Source organism: Bacteroides sp. CACC 737 (assembly GCF_013874375.1).
Taxonomy (GTDB): Bacteria; Bacteroidota; Bacteroidia; order Bacteroidales; family Bacteroidaceae; genus Bacteroides; species Bacteroides uniformis.
The window spans coordinates 1724518-1743702 of the sequence record NZ_CP059408.1; the positions used below are offsets into that span (position 1 = coordinate 1724518).

The window sequence follows — 19185 nt, forward strand, 5'->3', positions numbered from 1 at the left end:
CTATTATGTTTGTTACCAATCTTTTTCCAGACGACCTCCTTGAAGTACCTGCTGCTTTTTCACTTTATCCTGCACATCCTTCTCGTCTTGCATGACAGAGTTCAACAGCTGTTCGGCATTTTCCTTAGACATCTCATTATCTTTCTTTTCCGGCTGAGAAGGTTGTTGTTGTTGCTGGTCTTGATTCTGTTGCTGGTCTTTCTGCTGATCCTGCTGTTTATCCTGCTCCTTCTGTTGGTCCTGTTTATCCTGATCTTGATTCTGATCCTGGTTCTGCTGCTGGTCTTGCAACTGTTTCTGTGCCAAAGCAAGGTTATAGCGCGTTTCATCATCTTTCGGATTATTGCGTAACGACTCCTTATAGGCTTCTACCGCCTTTGCATAATCCTTCTGAGAATGAAAGATGACTCCCATATTATGATAAATCTGTGCCAAGTTCGATTTGTCCTTTTCTATCTTGGTAGCTCCCACATATTGCTCCATCGCTTCCTGCAGCTTGTTCTGCTGGGTCAATGTATTTCCCAAGTTGAACATGGAAACCGTTGACTTCGGGTTTACCTCCAAAGCCTTCCGATAGTTCACTTCTGCATCCACATATACGCTATCCTTAAAAAAACGGTTTCCCTTACGGATATAATCGCGTTCCGCCTTCTGTGCAGAAGCTGAAGCTGCCACTAACAGCAGCAAAACTATTCCAATATATTTTTTCTGTAACATACGCATCATTTCTTATTAGAGAATAAATGAATGTTGCGGAACAGAGGATTCTTGCGCTCCAATATCAACATCTCAGCCAGTAACAACAGCAGAATAATCCATGCCACTGCCTGAAACTGTTCATTGAATTCCGTGTACACCTGTGTTTCCACATCTGCCTTTGCCATCTTATTGATTTCCTGACTAATCGCTTTCTGTGCACCATTGGTATTGTCTACGCGCACATAAATACCATTTCCCGCCTGAGCAATTTCCTGACACATCTGCTCATTCAAGCGAGTAACGATTACATTACCTTCACGGTCACGACGATAATCATTAGTACCCTCTATTGGAATGGGGGCACCCTCGGGCATACCTACCCCTAATACATTGACCTGGATACCTTTCTCTGCAGCAACCTTAGCAGCTTCTACGGCACCACCTTCATGGTTTTCACCGTCGGTGATGACAATAACAGTACGTCCCACCCCTTCTTGAGGTGTAAAACTCCGGGCAGCCAGATTTATTGCAGCTCCAATTGCCGTACCCTGCTTGGAAATCAGCGAAGGGTCGATGGACTCCAAAAACATCTTGGCGGAAATATAATCACTCGTAATAGGCAACTGGGTAAATGCGTCACCCGCAAAAACAATCATACCGACCTTGTCATTCTGCATCTTATCTACCAACTGTGCCACCAGCCGTTTTGCCTTCTGCAAGCGGCTTGGCTGTACGTCTTGTGCCAGCATGGAATTGGATATATCCAACGCAATCATCACTTCCACTCCCTGACGTTTTACCGTCTCCAGTTTGGAACCAAACTGCGGACGTGCCAACAGTACCGTGAACAACCCGATAGCCGCAAAAACCAACCAAAACTTCACATCCGGACGGTATTTGGAAACATCCGGCATTAGCTGTGCCATCAGTATAGGGTCACCAAACTTACGAATGGCTTTCCTCCTCCGATAATTGGAGTACAAGTAGAAGGCCGCCAATAAAGGCAGCAACAGCAACAAGTACAAATATGCAGGTTCTTCAAATCGAAACATCTTTTTATTTACAATTTAGCAATTTACAATTTACAATTTGGCTACGCAATGACTGATACACTAAAAGACATTCTCCTTTTTACGGTATCTTCTTCAATATAGAGTTGCGTAACAGTACCTCCAGTAATACGCACAAGAAAGCAGCCAACGCAAACCAGCGGTACTCTTCCTGGCGCTTGCTGTATTCTTTTACATTCAATTTTGTTTTCTCCAGCTTGTCTATCTCCTCATACACTTCCTTCAACTTCGAGTTGCTGGTGGCACGGAAATAGTTACCTTCCGTTGTTCCAGCAATCTGTGTCAAAGTCTTTTCATCAATTTCGACGGGCATATTGACATATTGCACTGTTCCACCTACCGGATAAGGATAAGGAGCCATACCATTGGTTCCTACCCCAATAGTATAAACGCGAATGCCAAAGCTCTTGGCTATTTCAGCAGCTGTCAAAGGAGAAATATCACCTTTATTATTGACACCGTCCGTCAGCAGAATAATGACTTTCGACTTTGCCTTGCTATCCTTCAAACGGGTAACGGCATTGGCAATCCCCATACCGATTGCCGTTCCGTCTTCAATCAGCCCGCACTTCATATCTTTAAGCAAGTTCAACAATACGGCATGGTCTACTGTCAATGGACATTGCGTAAAGCTTTCTCCAGCAAACAAAGTTATACCTATATTATCATTCGGACGTCCGTTAATAAACTCTGCCGCTACATCCTTCGCCGCTTCCAACCGGTTAGGTTTCAGGTCTTCGGCCAGCATACTGGTAGAAACGTCCATGGCAAGCATGATATCAATACCCTCAATCTCACTGTTCTGCCAGCTATCGGTGGTTTGCGGACGTGCCAAAACAAGAATAATCAGTATCAAGGCAATTATCCGCAATACAAACGGTACATGCAGCAAGTAGTTCTTATAGCTTTTAGGGGTATGGGCATACACACGGGCATCCGAAATCTGAAGCGTAGCTTCACTATTCTTCCGCTTCATAATATACCATACTATATAAGGTATAAGCAACAGCAGCAAAAATAAATATTCAATATTGGCAAAAACCATATTTATGTACGATTTAACGATTTACAATTCAGCTTCGCTCCAAACATCCCTCATTTTTCACTCATGTATATCCGATTGAAGTCACTTTTTCAGTATTAAGCAAAATAATTATACAACTCCAATCCAATATATATCAAGGAACTGACAAGGGCTACAGCCAACACTACAATACCCGCTCCCAGCAAAATCTTGGTACGCAAAGAACGTTTCTCGATAATGGTAATCTCCGTAGGCTGCGGTTTAGCATTCTCCTCTTCTTTCTCCTTGGTTTCATTAATAAAGTCAATGGCATTAATCAGGTTAGCGTCATTTTCGTTCACCAATGGATTATGCTTGGCAAATTTCACCAAATCAGCAGTCTGGAACAATTTACGCAAATCTGATAGAGCTTCCTTATCTTTCATTTCCAGCAACTTATCTATGATTTCCGTAGAAGTCATTTCCAAAGCATTGAAACCAAAACGGTCTTTTATATATGTACGAAGAGCATCAGTCAATTCCGTATAATATTCCTTCGGCTCCCCTTTCTGCCATACCTTCTCATTCTTGATACGTTCTATCTCCTGCATAGCCAACTGATGGGGAGGCAACTTAGGTTCTACCTTCACCTTACGGATAATAGGCTTATTGTCGAAGAAACGCATTATCAGATAGACAAGCAATATCCCTATCGGGATAATCAGCGCACCACAAGCCATAAGACCATACCAGTCTTCCCAAGCAAAAGGCGCTTGCATCACTGTTTTGGGACCGAAAAACTGTTCCGGATTCTCCGGATCTAACGGGACATTCACCGAATATACTTTCAATGCCAACGCTTTGGAGCGATACTTCTCATTATCCACCGTCACTTCCATAGGCGGCAGATAATAAAGAGCCGAATCAAAAGAGGTAACTGTATACTCTTGAGTTATCAATGCACGCCGGCCATCATTCAGCAATTGCGTATCCGGTTTGGCCACATCAATAATTTCAACCCCATTCACCAGCGTATCGGTATATACCGGGAATATGGCACGCTTATCGGCATCTAGAGATACTTGAAGCTTTATCTTTGCCTGCTCTCCAATAAGAATCTGCAAAGAGTCAATCGTAGCATCTACCGTTACCGACTGGGCTACTACCCTTCCCGACCATGCTATTAATAACGCTATCAGAAATAAATATCTTTTCATTTTCCGATTAATTTCGTTTCGCAAACAAATTCATCAATGCCTTGACATAATCCTGGTCGGTACGTACCGACACATTGTCGACATTACTCTTGGTAAACGTTTCATTCAGTTCCGCCTGCTTGTTCACCCACCAGTCATGATGGGCACGACGCACGGCACGCGAGGAGGTGTCAATCCACTGCTCATGTCCCGTCTCGGCATCCCTAATCTTCATCAGTCCCACGGGAGGCAATTCTTCCACACGACGGTCGTACACCTGAACGGCAACCAGGTCATGCTTACGATTGGCAATGGTCATGGCGTTCTTGAAACTTTCCTGGTCGATGAAGTCGGACAAGACAAATGCCGTGCAACGGCGTTTCATTACGTTTGTCAGATACTCCAAGCCCAGACGAATGTTCGTCCTCCGGCTTTCCGCATGAAAATCTATCAGTTCGCGGATGATGTAAAGTATATGCTTACGTCCCTTCTTGGGCGGAATAAACTTCTCAATCCGGTCCGAAAAGAAGATGACACCAATCTTGTCATTATTCTGAATGGCAGAGAATGCCAGTGTGGCGGCAATTTCCGTCACCATATCCTTCTTCATCTGCTTTACCGTACCGAATTCCAAACTACCGGAAACATCTACCAACAACATCACTGTCAATTCGCGCTCCTCCTCAAACACCTTGACGTAAGGCTTGTTGAAGCGGGCGGTCACATTCCAGTCAATGTCGCGTATGTCGTCGCCAAACTGATACTCGCGCACTTCGGAGAATGCCATACCTCTACCCTTGAAGGCAGAGTGATACTGCCCGGCAAAGATATTGTTGGACAGTCCGCGCGTCTTTATCTCAATCTGACGGACTTTCTTCAAAAGTTCTGTTGTTTCCATTGATTTATTTTAATAATCTCATTTAAGCACACAAGCGCAATTTAGTTTATAACAGAAACTTCCCTATGAAAAGGGGTGAAGTTTTCGGTACTCAACCCTAAGGTTTACGACGCTAACCTCAGGTATTGGATTGTAAACCTCAAGTTTACGAAAACCTCTATTATGCGTTAGGGCACTTCAACCTTGTTCAGTATCTTGCTGACGATTTCATCAGATGTCATATTGCTGGCTTCCGCCTCGTAAGTCAAGCCGATACGGTGGCGAAGTACGTCGTGTGCCACAGCGCGCACATCCTCCGGAATGACATAACCGCGACGCTTGATGAACGCGTAGCTACGGGCAGCCAGGGCCAAGTTGATGGAGGCACGGGGCGAACCGCCGAAACCAATCATGTCTTTCAGCTCTTTCAAATCGTATTTTTCCGGATAACGAGTAGCAAATACAATATCGACAATATATTTTTCGATTTTCTCATCCAGATATACCTGGCGAACCACCTTGCGGGCTTCGATAATCTCGTCAGCCTTCAAGATTGGCTTCACGTTGAACTTCTCTCCATTGATATTCTGGCGAATAATCAGTTTCTCCTCTTCCTGCTTCGGATAGTCAATTACAACTTTCAGCATGAAACGGTCCACTTGCGCTTCGGGCAGCGGATAAGTACCTTCCTGCTCAATAGGATTCTGCGTGGCAAGCACCAAAAATGGTTTGGGCAACCCGAAAGTTTCATTGCCGATAGTAACTTGACGTTCCTGCATGGCTTCCAGCAAAGCACTCTGTACTTTGGCGGGAGCACGGTTGATTTCATCAGCCAAAACAAAATTTGCGAAGACCGGACCTTTTTTTACTTGGAACGTTTCATCCTTCTGGCTGTAAACCATTGTACCTATTACGTCGGCAGGCAACAAGTCTGGCGTAAACTGAATGCGGCTGTATTGCGCATCAATCAACGAAGCAAGCGTCTTGATAGCTAAAGTCTTTGCCAAACCGGGCACACCTTCCAACAACACGTGTCCATCGGACAACAAACCAATTAACAACGACTCTACCAGATGCTTTTGTCCTACAATGACCTGGTCCATACCTGTGGTAAGATTGGTAACGAAAGCACTTTGTCTTTCAATCCGCTCATTCAGTTCGCGGATGTCAATTGTTTCAGCCATAAATCATTCTATTTTTTTAATGTTTAATTTCCTCATTTATCCGGTTTTGAACCGGTAATTATTTTTTTCGCTCCCAAAAGTACGGGAATAAATTAACCATACCAACTAATTTTTATTAAAAAACTATGCGAAACCTTTAGATTAAACTACTTTCATAGAGTTTAGTATTTAACAAAAAAAGAAGCAGTAATTTTTTACTGCTTCTTGGCCAATTTTGGTATCTTGATAGTAGTACCATAAGGCACATTATCCGGATTCTTGATTACACCGGGATTATGCTTCACGATATAAGGCCAAAGAGCTTTTGTTCCATAAAAACGAAGCGCTACCCTAGTCAGCGTTTCCCCTTCCTTGATGGTATAAGTGGTTTCTGTTCCCACAATCGTATACCCCACAGAATCCGGTTCAAACGGTACAACTGTCTTTTTTTGCTCTTTTTTAGGAGTGGGAGACTGTACTTGTACATTTTCCTTTGGAGTTTTTTTAAGCGTAGGAGTTGTTGCAGCAACAGTTTCTGCCACAGTATCTATCCGAGCAGGAGCTACAACATCTTTTGAAACAATACTGTCTGTCAAGGCAATATTGTCTTGACCGGCAGGAACCTCCACCTTTTCAGTAACAGATTCCCTCACATCCGAGTCTGCAACTTCTTCTACAAGAGGCTTTGCAGTAAGTGCGTCAAGCAAGTCCGGATAATACATGAAAGCTACGGCACCACCACACAGCAACACTACAAAAACAACGATGCCTATAAAATATTTCATAGTCGAAGAATCTGCCATATCTTTTATCACTGGCTCAGACGGTTCCGGCTCAACAGCAACTATATTTTCAGGCATTGCTTCAGGTTCCGTTTTTTCCGGTTTCTCCTCTTCAACTGCCGGTTCGGGCTCAATTAACGGCTCTTCTATTACAGTTTCCACCAAAGGTTCTTCTATCGTAGCTTCTTCCACTAAGGTAACCTTCTCCTCCACCTCTTGTTCCAGAGTTTTGATTTCAGTATCTTCATCATCTTCACTGTCATTTTCCTGCAGGGTATCCTCAAGTACCGTAGCGTCATTCAAAACTACAGTTTCAAAATGCGAAAATGGTCTATTGATAATATCTTTCAAGGCCGGTTCCGGTGTAAACGACACTTTTGTATGCCCTTGTATCTCAAACCTTTCCCCCGTATTCACATTAACGCTTTCACGACTCCCGACATCTATCAGTTTGAAAGTCCCCAAACCTCGTATCTTCACATACTTATCCTTCTCCAATGACTCCTCAATCAGCTGAAAGAATTCTTTCACAAAACTATCCGCATTCTTCTTGCTCATGCCATGCCTTTCAGCCAGCGTGTCAATCAAGTCTTGTATGTTCAGTTTCTCATTCATAATACGGGAGATTTTTTTAAAAGCCGGTTACTTAAACTTATCCTTTAATAATGTACTCGGCTTATAAGTCAACACCAATTTAGGAGGTACCAGCATACGCTGCTTTGTAGTCGGATTCACAGATATACGTTCTGCCTTCTTTTTCACTTCGAATGTACCGAACCCTTGTATAGAGATAATATTCCCCTCCTCCAACTGCCGTGCCATATCCGACAGCAATGAAGCAACCAGCTCAGAAGTATCTTTCAATGTGTATCCTAACCTCCGCGATAATTCAGAAGTAAACTCTTTGTTATTCAAAATGTAAGCCTTTAAATTGAACTACGGTGCTATATTAGCAAATCTTCTTCACATAAGCAAGAAGATAAGGAAAAATCTTTAAATTATTCGCCCAAAAAGGTCGAAATCATCGGAATTTACTATCTCTACGTGGTAAAAGTTACCTATATGCAACGCTTTGTCTCCACGCTCAATCAAAACCTCCGGATCCACTTCGGGAGAATCAAATTCTGTACGTCCAATATAATATTCGCCTTCCAGCCGGTCAATGATTACTTTCATCTGCCTGCCTACTTTCTCCGCACTCAACTCCCCTGAAATGCCTTGCTGAATAGACATTAACTCATCCAGGCGGGCTTGTTTCACTTCCTGGGGAATAGAATCCTCATATTCAGCAGCGGCATACGTTCCTTCTTCTTCCGAATACGCAAAAGCCCCCATTCTATCGAAACGCACTTTACAGACAAACTCTTTCAGCTCCTCAAAATCGGCTTCAGTTTCTCCCGGATGCCCCACCATCAGTGTAGTACGGAGATGGATACCGGGAACCTCTTCACGGAATTGCTCTATCAACTTATATGTCTCACCCTTCGTCACATGACGGCGCATCTTTTGCAGCATATTGTCGCTGATATGCTGCAAGGCAATATCCATATATTTGCATACATTGTCACGCTCACGCATCACACGGAATAAATCAGTCGGAAAATGTGCCGGATAAGCATAATGCAAGCGTATCCACTCCACTCCGGGAATATCCGAAATCCGCTCAACAAGCTCGGGCAACATTTGCTTCTTATATAAATCTACTCCGTAATAGGTCAACTCCTGGGCTATAACCTGGAATTCCTTTACACCCCGTGCAACCAGATACTTCACCTCGTCAAGTATCTCCTCCATCGGGCGCGACACATGCCGCCCCGTAATGATAGGGATAGCGCAATAAGAACATTTACGGTCACATCCTTCGGATATCTTCAAATAGGCATAATGCTTTGGAGTGGTCAATGTACGCTCTATGTGCAACTCGTCATGATAGGCCTTTCCCAAATCCTGCAATAACTCTCTCCAATTGAATTTACCATAGAATTTATCCACCTGGGGAATTTCAACGGCCAATTCCTTCAGATAACGTTCCGAAAGGCAGCCCATTACATAAAGCTTCTCCAAGCTTCCTTCCTCCTTGGCCTGCGCAAATTCCAGAATCATATTAATGGATTCCTCCTTGGCGTCACCAATGAAACCGCAAGTATTGATCACGGCAATCTGCCCTTTCGGCCTTTCCGCATCATGTGTCACATGGAATCCCACTTCCTCCAACTGGCGCATCAAATGTTCCGAATCCACCAGGTTTTTAGAACATCCTAAAGTAATGATATCTATAGTCTTCCGTTTCATGCATTCTCCCCGAACAGTGAATCAACAAATTCCTTTTTACGGAACACCTGCAAATCTTCCATGCCTTCACCCAATCCAATATATTTAACCGGAATTTTAAACTGGTCTGAAATGCCGATGACTACGCCACCCTTGGCTGTTCCGTCCAACTTTGTAACAGCCATTGCCGTAACCTCCGTTGCCAGAGTGAACTGCTTGGCTTGCTCGAATGCATTCTGCCCGGTTGAGCCATCCAACACAAGCAACACCTCATTCGGAGCATCAGGGACAACCTTCTTCATCACATTCTTGATTTTCGTCAGTTCATTCATCAAACCGACTTTATTATGAAGGCGTCCTGCCGTATCTATAATTACCACATCGGCATTATTAGCAGTTGCGGAACTCAGTGTGTCAAAAGCGACAGAAGCCGGGTCAGCACCCATTTTCTGCTTCACAACAGGCACACCTACCCGTTCACCCCATATCACCAACTGCTCCACAGCAGCAGCACGGAAAGTATCGGCAGCACCCAGATAAACAGACTTTCCGGCTTTCTTGAACTGATAAGCCAGTTTGCCAATCGTAGTAGTCTTCCCTACACCATTGACGCCCACTACCATAATGACGTATGGTTTCTTCGCAATCGGTGCTTCAAAGTCATCCACATCCTCCGAATTATTCTCTGTAAGCAACGCTGCGATTTCATCACGTAAAATATGATTCAACTCAGTGGCATTCATATATTTGTCGGCTGCTGCACGCTTTTCGATACGTTCAATAATTTTCAGTGTCGTTTCCACGCCCACATCCGAAGTTATCAACACCTCTTCCAGATTATCCAATACTTCATCATCAACTTTTGACTTTCCTGCCACGGCACGCGCAATCTTGCCAAATACACTTTCTTTGGTCTTAGATAATCCTTTATCTAATGTTTCCTTTTTTTCCTTGGAGAAAAAACTAAAAAATCCCATACACTAATTATTTTTATGCAACCTGTTTTCGCATTCCCTGCAAAGATAGTGCAAACCGGATGCAGAATAAAATGAACCCGTTCATTTTTTATGCTGAGGTGCAGCCTATCTTCGCATTTTCAGCAAAGATATAACAAAACTGACGAATATTAAAAACTTCGTCCTCTTTTTAAAAAGAAATCCCCTTACCGGAAATACCGACAAGGGGATCTTTATAAGTCATCAGCGCTTTACAGCCACTGTATTCATCTTATTTCTTAAAGAAGTTCTGAACATCTTCATTACGGACCATCTGTTCATCAAAGATGTAAGCACCAGTCTTAGGAGACTTCACCATTTTGATAACCTTTGTATAAGAACGTCCTTCTTTGCTTCCTTCGTGCAAGGTTGCTACCGCTTTCTTTGCCATAAGTTATAGATTTATTATTTAATTTCTTTATGTACTGTCACTCTCTTCAGAATCGGGTTGTATTTCTTCAACTCCAATCTCTCTGTGGTATTCTTTCTGTTCTTCGTCGTAATATAACGAGAAGTACCCGGCATACCGCTATCCTTGTGTTCTGTGCATTCCAGAATCACCTGTACTCTGTTACCTTTTGCTTTCTTTGCCATAATCAGTATTCTCCTCTACTTTAGCCAATAACTTTAATGCTTTTCCAATCACAATAACCTTTAGCTACCGCATCTTTCAAAGCAGCGTCCAGTCCTTTCTTATTAATAATGCGCAAACCATTAGCGCAAATGCTAAGGCTGATCCAGCAATCTTGCTCTACATAGTAGAACTTCTTGTTAAACAAGTTCAAATCAAAGGTTCTCTTCGTTCTTCTCTTTGAGTGTGAAACATTGTTGCCAATCATGGCCTTCTTTCCGGTAATTTGACAAATCTTTGACATTTCTATCTTAATTTTATAGTTTTCTTTTTTGCCTATTTCAAACAGAGCGCAAAGTAAGCACTTTTATCGTTACCAAACAAGTTTTTCTTAAAATAATTCACTGTACGATAGCATTTTTTCCTCATTTCAGCTTCTCATAAAGCAACAAAAGGGCATTTTGAATTGTTTTTTCCACATTTCCCTTTCTTCCCTCGTCTCCCTCCTGCTTCATGGTAACGATTTCATTTTTATAGGCAACAGCTATCCACACCGTACCCACCGGTTTTTCCGAAGTCCCACCTCCAGGACCTGCAATACCGGAAGTAGCCACTGCACAATCTGTTTTCAGCGTTTTCATCGCACCTTTCACCATTTCTGTAACAGTTTCACGACTTACTGCTCCATATTTTTCCAATGTTTCGGCAGATACATGCAACAAAGACATCTTTATTTCATTGGAATACGCCACTATACTACCATTAAAGTATTCCGAACTGCCAGGAACGGAAGTTATCAGAGCGGCAATTCCTCCACCCGTACAACTTTCTGCGGTGGAAAGGGACAATTTCTTTGCTTTCAGCAGCTCTCCTACCTTTTCTTCCAGCTTCATACCTTATTATATATTATCTTAAAGTTACCCGTGAATAAGCAGGTGCTTCCATCGGACAAAAATCTTTATCCATATACTTGAAATATCCGGTAATGGCAATCATGGCAGCGTTATCCGTTGTGTAGCTGAACTTCGGAATAAATATTTTCCAACCATACTTCCCGGCATGCTCACGGAAAGCATTACGCAATCCATTATTGGCAGAAACACCTCCGGCAACAGCCACTTCCTTTATTTTATATTGCTTGGCGGCTTTGCGCAACTTATCCATCAAGATATCTACGACGGTAGCTTCCAGCGATGCCGCCAAATCCGTCTTGTGATGTTCGATGAAATCAGGGTCGTCCTTCATCCAGTCGCGCAGAGAGTAAAGGAACGAGGTCTTAAGTCCGCTAAAACTATAATCCAACCCTGGAATATGCGGTTTGCTGAACGAGAAGGCTTTAGGATTACCTTGCCGAGCCAGCTTGTCAATAATTGGACCACCCGGATATCCTAATCCCATCACCTTTGAGCATTTGTCAATGGCTTCACCGGCGGCATCATCAATAGTCTGCCCCAAAATTTCCATATCGTTATAGGCTTTCACCAAGATAATCTGTGAGTTTCCACCGGAAACCAGCAAGCAGAGGAAAGGAAATCCCGGCTGCACATTATCTTCACCTTCTGCTTTAATAAAATGAGCTAACACATGACCAGTCAAATGATTAACATCAATCATTGGAATACCTAATGAACGGGCGAACCCTTTGGCGAAAGATACCCCCACCAACAATGATCCCATCAATCCCGGTCCACGCGTAAAGGCCACAGCACTCAATTCCTCTTTGGTTACTCCGGCGCGTTTCAATGCCTCATGCACTACCGGAACTATATTTTGTTGGTGCGCGCGGGAAGCCAGTTCAGGCACTACCCCACCGTATGCTTCATGCACAGCTTGGCTGGCCACCACATTCGAAAGCAGATAACCATCTTTGATGACAGCTGCAGAAGTGTCATCACAAGAAGATTCTATTCCCAAGATTATTGTACTCATAATGTTTATTTACGTTTAAACGCTGCAAAAGTAGTGATAAAAGTACGATTCATAACGTATTATTTCATATTTTTGTTGGCTGATTATAAAAATTAACCGCCTATCAGAAAGCTAAAAAAAACAGTACGCTGGGTACTCGGTATTGTATTGGGATTGTACATTGGTACCATATTGTTGCTGAACATTCCATCTGTTCAGCGACAAATGTCTGTATTTGTTGCCAATGAACTGGCTTCCATACTGGACAGCAAGATTTCCATCGGGCGAATAAACATAGGATTGTTGAACCGCATCATCATCGACGACCTGCTCCTGAACGACCAATCCGGCAAGGAAATGCTGAAAGTGACCCGTCTTTCTGCCAAATTCGATATTCTCCCCCTATTCAGCGGCAAAATATCCATTAGTAACATACAATTGTTCGGCTTTAACATCAATCTAAGCAAGCAGACTCCCAAGGATAAACCTAATTTTCAGTTTGTACTCGACGCATTCGCATCCAAAGATACAGTTCAAAAGAAAAACAACCTGGATCTCCGTATCAATTCCTTACTGATACGCCGCGGAAAGGTTTCGTATGATGTGCTGTCCGAGAAAGAGACTCCGGGAAAATTCAATCCACAGCATCTCCGTTTACGTAACATTATTGCAAACATCTCCCTAAAAGCATTACAAAATGATTCTATCAATGCCGCCATCAAGCGTCTGAGCATCGAAGAAGAACATTCCGGATTTGAATTGAAGAAACTAAGTCTAAAGGTTATCGGCAATGACCAACGGATGAAAATCGAAAATTTCGCTATCGACCTCCCCAACACCTCTTTGGCAATGGATACTATACACATGGATTATGACAGTCTGGGGGCGTTTGACAATCTTGCCCAAGATGTCCGTTTCTCATTCCATTTGCTGCCCTCTCAAATCGCCTTGCAGGATTTATCGGCTTTTGTTCCGGCTTTTGGTTCTTTCAAGGAAAAATTGCAAGTAGAGGTACAGACGGACGGCACCATCAATCAACTGAATTGCCCGCACCTTTCCGTCTCTGTCGGAAATCATTTTTATCTGAGGGGAGACGTATCTCTACAAGACCTTTCCCATCCGGAAAATGCTTATGTATTCGGTAATTTGTCCAATTTGTACGCAGACCCGGAAGGAATTGCCTTCTTTGTCCGGAATTTCAGCAAGAACTACAATGGAGTACCTCCCGTCCTGCAACACTTAGGAACGGTTTCCTTCCGTGGAGAAGTCTCGGGCTACTTCACAGACCTCGTAACTTACGGACAAGTACGCACTGACATCGGAACCATCCAAACTGACGTAAAACTAAGTTCTAACAAAGATAAAGGTTATTTTGCCTATTCCGGTGCAGTGAAAACCAAAGAGTTTGAGCTGGGCAAGATGCTGGGCAACAAGAAACTGGGTAAAGTAACTTTCAATCTAGATGTCAACAGCAACCATTACGAAAACCAATACCCGTCCGTACTGCTGAAAGGGCTGGTTGCCTCCATTGATTACAGCGACTACAATTACGAAAATATCACCCTAGATGGAGAATACAAGCAGGGAGGCTTCACGGGAAAAGTCGCCTTGGATGACACCAATGGTTCTGTTATTTTGAACGGCACCATCAATACCGCCAGTCGGGTACCGACTTTCAACTTTCAGGCAAGCATCGACAAATTTCGTCCTCATGCCCTACATCTTACACCCAACTATGAAGATACGGAAATATCAGTCAAAGTCAAGGCAGACTTCACCGGCGGTTCCATTGACGAGATGAACGGTGAAATCAACGTTGACAGCTTACTATTCGCAGCTCCGGAAACACAATACTTCCTGGACAATCTGAAGATATCTGCCATAAGAGAAAGCGAAGGCCAGAAACGGCTGACCATCCAATCCAACTTTCTCCAAGGTAGCATAGAAGGTGACTACTCTTATCGTACCCTGCCTGCCAGTGTACTGAATATCATGCGACGTTATATCCCCGCCTTGATTCTGCCAGACAAGAAACCCATAGAGACAGAGAACAATTTCCATTTTGACATGCACATTTACAATACGGAACTGTTCTCCACCGTCTTTCAGATTCCGGTAAAAGTATATACCCATTCCACCATTAAGGGATACTTCAATGACAAGGCACAGCGGCTCCGCGTAGAAGGCTATTTTCCCCGTCTCCGTTATGGAAACAAATTCATCGAATCCGGAATGTTCCTTTGCGAGAATCCCGGTGACCAGTTCCATACACGCCTACGCTTCAGCAACCGCAAATCAAACGGCGCTGTCAATATAGCTTTAGAAGCGCAAGCCCGGAACAATAACATACAGACCACGCTGAATTGGGGTAACAGTAGCACTGTAACCTACAGCGGGAAACTCGCCGCCGTCGCCCACTTCATCCGTGAACAGAACGAAGCGAATGAAAGCAAGAGGAAACTTCCCCCCTTAAAAACCGTCATTGATGTCCAGCCCACCAACGTGATACTGAACGATACGCTGTGGGATATACATCCTTCCCAAGTAGTACTCGACTCCGGCAAAGTGTATGTCAATGATTTCTACTTCAGCCATAAAGACCGGCACTTGCGTATCAATGGTATCGTTTCACCACAACCCGAAGATACAGTACGTCTGGATTTGAAGGAAATCAACATCGGTTATGTGTTCGACATTGCAGACCTCGGAGTCAATTTCAAAGGAGAAGCCACCGGTCCGGCTTTCGCCAGCGGAGTATTGGAAAACCCCGTCATGAGCACCGACTTGTTTATCCGCAACCTCGGATTGAACGAAGGCTTGCTGGGTGATGCCAACATACACGGAGAATGGCACCACGACGTGAAGGGCATCTATCTGGATGCCCATATCCGGGAGAAAGATATTGCCAAAAGCCATGTGTATGGCTATATCTATCCTTTGAAGCCCACTAGTTCATTGGATCTCCAAATTGAAGCGGACGGTACCAACTTGAAGTTTATACATCATTATATGAGTAGCATCACGCCCGAATTCAACGGACGTGCTACCGGCCATGTACATTTCTATGGCAAATTCAAGGCTCTCACCATGGAAGGGCGTGTATTCGGCGATGCTTCTATGAAGGTAGACGTGCTCAACACCACTTTCTCCGTCAAAGACAGCATCTACATCGAGCCCGGCGGGTTGACCTTCCGCAACAACCGCATTTTCGACACGCAAGGGCATCAAGGAAGTATGAGCGGCTATCTGCACTATCAGCATTTTAAGAACCTGGAGTACCGTTTCAATTTCAATGTCAACGACATGCTGGTGATGAATACCAAAGAATCACCGGACTATCCCTTCTACGGCACCGTCTACGGTACGGGAAATGCCACTATTGCCGGTAATGCCCAAGATGGCGTTAACATTGATGTTGCAATGACTACCAATCGCAACACTACCTTTACCTATATAAAAGATAACGTATCTACAGCAGTCAGCAACCAGTTCATCAAATTTGTGGACAAGACACCACGCCGTGCCGTACAAGACTCTATCCGCCTTTCCGACTACGAAATTGCCCAAAAGGAAATCGAGGAAGAAAGAGAGAGCGACACTGATATCCGGCTGAATCTCTTGATAGACGCCACTCCCGACGCTACCATGAAGATTATCATGGACCCTATCGCTGGCGACTATATCAGTGGACGGGGAACTGGAAATATCCGTACTGAGTTCTTCAATAAAGGAGATGTAAAGATGTTTGGCAGTTACCGGATAAGCCAGGGAGTCTATAAATTCAGTCTGCAAGAGGTTATCCGAAAGGACTTTATTATCAGGGATGGAAGTTCCATTACATTCAACGGCTCGCCACTGGATGCCACTCTGGACATAAAAGCAGGTTATACGGTCAACTCAGCATCCTTAAATGACCTAATGCCCAACGAGGCAACCTCCGGCTACATCAGCCAGACAAATGTAAAAGTGAACTGTATGATGGACCTTACCGGACAATTGACCTCACCTGATGTAAAATTCGACATCGAACTGCCCAACGAACGCGATGAAGTGCAGGCCATTGTCCGTAACTATATTCCTACCGACGAGCAAATGAACATGCAGATACTCTATCTGTTGGCTATCGGCAAGTTCTATACCCCGGAAAACTTAGGAGCCACCCAGAATTCGAATATGATGTCCAGTGTTGTTTCATCCACCCTTTCCGGACAGTTGAATAACGCTTTATCGAACATTCTCGATGTCAATAACTGGAACTTCGGCACCAATTTCAGTACCGGTGAAAGAGGCTGGACAGACATGGAGTTCGAGACTATGCTTTCAGGACAATTATTGAATAACCGACTACTTATCAATGGTAATTTTGGTTATCGTGATAATCCGATGGCAAATACCAATTTTGTGGGAGACTTTGAAGCGGAATGGCTCGTCAACCGTTCCGGAGACATCCGCCTGAAAGCGTACAACGAAACGAACGACCGCTACTACACCCGGACAAATCTGACAACACAAGGTATTGGTATTATCTTCAAAAAGGATTTCAACAAATGGAGTGAGCTCCTTTTCTGGAACAGATGGAAACTCAAGCGGCTGAGAAAGGAACAAGAAATAAAACAAGATACCCTATCCACTGATAAAATAAACACAGAACAGCAGATGCCCGAGGCACAATCAAAACGGAAAAGGGAGCAAAAGTAAGATTGACGTTCTTACTGTCCACATTGAAGGTTTTAGAATAAGCAAATAGGCTCGAATACAGCATTTAAATAGCTACACCCTTTGTACCTAAAGGTGTAGCCATCACTCTACGATAGTATAGGCATTCAAGGCAAAGGGTGTAGCCATAAAAATACATCAGAAAGGCAATGGCCCGTCCGACCCCACACCTCCAAACGGGTTGTCCGTCTGTGGCGGAAAATCAGCAGCCGATGGAGGTGGCGGTGTTGCCGTACTTCCGATAGGCGCATTCATACGTGAACCAAATGTAGCTCCTCCACCCTCCGTCGGAGGTGGAATAACCATATCATCCTCGGGATTCTGGAAACGGGTGTACTGTCCGATAAACCTCAGACGCACATCCCCCACGGCACCGTTACGGTGCTTTGCTATGATGATTTCCGCCATACCGCGCAAGTCACTGCCATCGGCAGAAGTATAAATCTTGTAATATTCGGGACGGTGGATGAAGCACACCATATCGGCATCCTGCTCGATGGCACCGGATTCACGAAGGTCGCTCAACTGGGGACGCTTGCCTTCCTCGCCTTCACGGTTCTCCACACCACGGTTCAACTGCGACAGAGCGATGATAGGAATGTTCAGCTCCTTGGCCAAACCTTTCAATGAACGCGAAATGGTACTAACTTCTTCCTGACGGCTGCCGAAAGACATTCCGCTTGCATTCATCAGCTGAAGGTAGTCGATGATGATAATCTTCACTCCGTGCTCACGTACCAGACGCCGTGCCTTCGTACGGAGTTCGAATACCGACAAAGAAGGCGTATCATCCACATAAAGCGGAGCATCCAGCAAGTCACGCAGTTTGTAATCCAATTGCTGCCATTCATAGTCCGCCAACTGACCACTCTTGATTTTCTCACTCGGAATCTCGCACACGTTGGATATCAAACGATTCACCAGCTGCACGTTACTCATTTCAAGCGAGAACAGCGCTACGGGATTGCGGAAATTCACGGCAATGTTTTTCGCCATGGAAAGTACGAACGCCGTTTTACCCATGGCAGGACGGGCTGCAATAATGATGAGGTCGGACTTCTGCCATCCGGAAGTCATCTTGTCCAGCTTGGTATACCCACTTTCCAAGCCACTCAAACCATCGGTACGGGCAGCAGCTTTCTGAATCAAATCATAGGCTTCGGCAATGACAGGATTAATTTGTGTATAATCCTTCTTCATGTTCTGCTGGGAAATCTCGAACAGTTTTCCTTCGGCCTCCTGCATCAAATCGTCCACATCCAGCGTCTCGTCGAAAGCCTTGCTCTGGATATTACTGGTAAAAGTAATCAATTCACGTGCCAAAGCTTTCTGCGCAATAATACGTGCATGATATTCGATGTGTGCAGAAGATGCCACCTTACTGCTAAGTTGGGTAATATAGAACGGGCCGCCCACTTCCTCCAATTCTCCCCGCTTTGAAAGCTGCTCCTTCACGGTGAGGATATCGACCGGCTTCTGATTCACGGCCAAATCGGTAATAGCGGAATATATCAGCTGATGTCTATGCTCATAGAATGACTCCGGACGAAGAATTTCACTTACCAGCGAATAAGCGTCCTTCTCAATCATCAAGGCTCCCAAGACTGCTTCTTCCAGCTCCGGCGCTTGCGGCTGGATACGTCCGTAGTCTGTTACGGGCTGTGGTGCCTTTCCTTTCGGAGTACGGGATGTTCTTCTTTGTTCTGCCACTTTAAGAATTAATAATTGAAAATTAAAAATTAAATGAACTTCCCTTTTAGAAAGGGGAAGCAAAGATAATGCAAACCGAATACATAACTTTCATGCTTGCATGAAAAAGTTATGTTGAGGTGCAGCCTATCTTCGCTCGTATGGCAAAGATAAGCGAATTTATTTATAAGCGGTAAATAAATCATTGCTAAGTTTTCAATCTACTATGAACAGAAATCACTAAC

The 19185-nt window shown here is 44.1% G+C and carries 17 protein-coding genes; 1 reads left to right on the forward strand and 16 read right to left on the reverse strand.

From position 1 onward, the window contains the following. Positions 1-12 precede the first annotated feature (12 nt). The 15 genes from H1A11_RS07475 to tsaD form a co-directional block, all read right to left on the reverse strand. On the reverse strand, positions 13-726 hold the full coding sequence (locus H1A11_RS07475; protein WP_117600864.1) for a tetratricopeptide repeat protein: 714 nt from the start codon (positions 724-726) through the stop codon (positions 13-15). Then, the gene (locus H1A11_RS07480) at positions 723-1751 is read right to left on the reverse strand and encodes a VWA domain-containing protein (protein ID WP_117600865.1); all 1029 of its coding nucleotides are present in this window, start codon (positions 1749-1751) and stop codon (positions 723-725) included. The genes H1A11_RS07475 and H1A11_RS07480 overlap by 4 nt, the downstream gene beginning before the upstream one ends. A gap of 79 nt (positions 1752-1830) precedes the next feature. Next, a complete protein-coding gene (locus H1A11_RS07485) occupies positions 1831-2814 on the reverse strand; it encodes a VWA domain-containing protein (protein WP_005827750.1) in 984 nt (327 codons plus the stop codon). A gap of 95 nt (positions 2815-2909) precedes the next feature. Next, positions 2910-3989 (reverse strand): hypothetical protein, encoded by a 1080-nt coding sequence (locus H1A11_RS07490; RefSeq protein ID WP_181757965.1) that lies wholly within the window; start codon positions 3987-3989, stop codon positions 2910-2912. Positions 3990-3996: 7 nt separating this feature from the next. Next, entirely contained in the window at positions 3997-4866 is an 870-nt protein-coding gene (locus tag H1A11_RS07495; protein WP_005827747.1) for a DUF58 domain-containing protein, read from the reverse strand. A gap of 167 nt (positions 4867-5033) precedes the next feature. Then, entirely contained in the window at positions 5034-6029 is a 996-nt protein-coding gene (locus H1A11_RS07500; RefSeq protein ID WP_057256497.1) for a MoxR family ATPase, read from the reverse strand. 194 nt (positions 6030-6223) lie between these two features. Then, a complete protein-coding gene (locus tag H1A11_RS07505) occupies positions 6224-7405 on the reverse strand; it encodes an HU family DNA-binding protein (RefSeq protein WP_117600867.1) in 1182 nt (393 codons plus the stop codon). A gap of 27 nt (positions 7406-7432) precedes the next feature. Next, positions 7433-7705 carry an HU family DNA-binding protein gene (locus tag H1A11_RS07510; RefSeq protein WP_117600868.1) on the reverse strand — a complete coding sequence of 91 codons (273 nt, stop codon included), beginning with the start codon at positions 7703-7705 and terminating at the stop codon, positions 7433-7435. A gap of 78 nt (positions 7706-7783) precedes the next feature. Continuing rightward, on the reverse strand, positions 7784-9082 hold the full coding sequence (rimO, locus tag H1A11_RS07515; protein WP_117600869.1) for a 30S ribosomal protein S12 methylthiotransferase RimO: 1299 nt from the start codon (positions 9080-9082) through the stop codon (positions 7784-7786). Further along, positions 9079-10038, reverse strand: a complete 960-nt coding sequence (gene ftsY, locus H1A11_RS07520; RefSeq protein WP_005827738.1) for a signal recognition particle-docking protein FtsY — start codon at positions 10036-10038, stop codon at positions 9079-9081. Before ftsY ends, rimO begins: the two co-directional genes overlap by 4 nt. 250 nt (positions 10039-10288) lie before the next feature. Beyond that, positions 10289-10447: a DUF4295 domain-containing protein gene (locus H1A11_RS07525; protein ID WP_005827735.1), complete on the reverse strand. Its 159-nt coding sequence runs from the start codon at positions 10445-10447 to the stop codon at positions 10289-10291. A gap of 14 nt (positions 10448-10461) precedes the next feature. After that, positions 10462-10650, reverse strand: coding sequence for a 50S ribosomal protein L33 (gene rpmG, locus H1A11_RS07530; RefSeq protein ID WP_002560155.1), 189 nt, complete (start codon positions 10648-10650; stop codon positions 10462-10464). 20 nt (positions 10651-10670) lie between these two features. Next, positions 10671-10931 (reverse strand): 50S ribosomal protein L28, encoded by a 261-nt coding sequence (gene rpmB, locus H1A11_RS07535; RefSeq protein WP_004291052.1) that lies wholly within the window; start codon positions 10929-10931, stop codon positions 10671-10673. A 121-nt stretch (positions 10932-11052) separates the two neighbouring features. Further along, positions 11053-11520 carry a CinA family protein gene (locus H1A11_RS07540; RefSeq protein WP_117600870.1) on the reverse strand — a complete coding sequence of 156 codons (468 nt, stop codon included), beginning with the start codon at positions 11518-11520 and terminating at the stop codon, positions 11053-11055. Positions 11521-11533: 13 nt separating this feature from the next. Further along, a complete protein-coding gene (gene tsaD / locus H1A11_RS07545) occupies positions 11534-12556 on the reverse strand; it encodes a tRNA (adenosine(37)-N6)-threonylcarbamoyltransferase complex transferase subunit TsaD (RefSeq protein WP_117964555.1) in 1023 nt (340 codons plus the stop codon). A 204-nt stretch (positions 12557-12760) separates the two neighbouring features. Here tsaD and H1A11_RS07550 point away from each other — a divergent pair, with 204 nt between their 5' ends. Next, positions 12761-17233: a translocation/assembly module TamB domain-containing protein gene (locus tag H1A11_RS07550; RefSeq protein ID WP_181757966.1), complete on the forward strand. Its 4473-nt coding sequence runs from the start codon at positions 12761-12763 to the stop codon at positions 17231-17233. Positions 17234-17389: 156 nt separating this feature from the next. Here H1A11_RS07550 and dnaB read toward each other — a convergent pair whose 3' ends face one another. After that, entirely contained in the window at positions 17390-18961 is a 1572-nt protein-coding gene (gene dnaB, locus H1A11_RS07555) for a replicative DNA helicase (protein WP_008664493.1), read from the reverse strand. Positions 18962-19185: the final 224 nt, after the last annotated feature.

What these genes read in the sequence shown, in the direction of transcription:
- rpmG (WP_002560155.1), bottom strand. Translation starts at nt 10,650, where the DNA reads ATGGCAAAGAAAGCAAAAGGTAACAGAGTACAGGTGATTCTGGAATGC.
- tsaD (WP_117964555.1), bottom strand. Translation starts at nt 12,556, where the DNA reads ATGAGTACAATAATCTTGGGAATAGAATCTTCTTGTGATGACACTTCT.
- H1A11_RS07485 (WP_005827750.1), bottom strand. Translation starts at nt 2,814, where the DNA reads ATGGTTTTTGCCAATATTGAATATTTATTTTTGCTGCTGTTGCTTATA.
- H1A11_RS07505 (WP_117600867.1), bottom strand. Translation starts at nt 7,405, where the DNA reads ATGAATGAGAAACTGAACATACAAGACTTGATTGACACGCTGGCTGAA.
- ftsY (WP_005827738.1), bottom strand. Translation starts at nt 10,038, where the DNA reads ATGGGATTTTTTAGTTTTTTCTCCAAGGAAAAAAAGGAAACATTAGAT.
- rimO (WP_117600869.1), bottom strand. Translation starts at nt 9,082, where the DNA reads ATGAAACGGAAGACTATAGATATCATTACTTTAGGATGTTCTAAAAAC.
- H1A11_RS07480 (WP_117600865.1), bottom strand. Translation starts at nt 1,751, where the DNA reads ATGTTTCGATTTGAAGAACCTGCATATTTGTACTTGTTGCTGTTGCTG.
- rpmB (WP_004291052.1), bottom strand. Translation starts at nt 10,931, where the DNA reads ATGTCAAAGATTTGTCAAATTACCGGAAAGAAGGCCATGATTGGCAAC.
- H1A11_RS07540 (WP_117600870.1), bottom strand. Translation starts at nt 11,520, where the DNA reads ATGAAGCTGGAAGAAAAGGTAGGAGAGCTGCTGAAAGCAAAGAAATTG.
- H1A11_RS07490 (WP_181757965.1), bottom strand. Translation starts at nt 3,989, where the DNA reads ATGAAAAGATATTTATTTCTGATAGCGTTATTAATAGCATGGTCGGGA.
- H1A11_RS07525 (WP_005827735.1), bottom strand. Translation starts at nt 10,447, where the DNA reads ATGGCAAAGAAAGCGGTAGCAACCTTGCACGAAGGAAGCAAAGAAGGA.
- H1A11_RS07500 (WP_057256497.1), bottom strand. Translation starts at nt 6,029, where the DNA reads ATGGCTGAAACAATTGACATCCGCGAACTGAATGAGCGGATTGAAAGA.
- H1A11_RS07550 (WP_181757966.1), top strand. Translation starts at nt 12,761, where the DNA reads ATGTCTGTATTTGTTGCCAATGAACTGGCTTCCATACTGGACAGCAAG.
- H1A11_RS07495 (WP_005827747.1), bottom strand. Translation starts at nt 4,866, where the DNA reads ATGGAAACAACAGAACTTTTGAAGAAAGTCCGTCAGATTGAGATAAAG.
- H1A11_RS07475 (WP_117600864.1), bottom strand. Translation starts at nt 726, where the DNA reads ATGATGCGTATGTTACAGAAAAAATATATTGGAATAGTTTTGCTGCTG.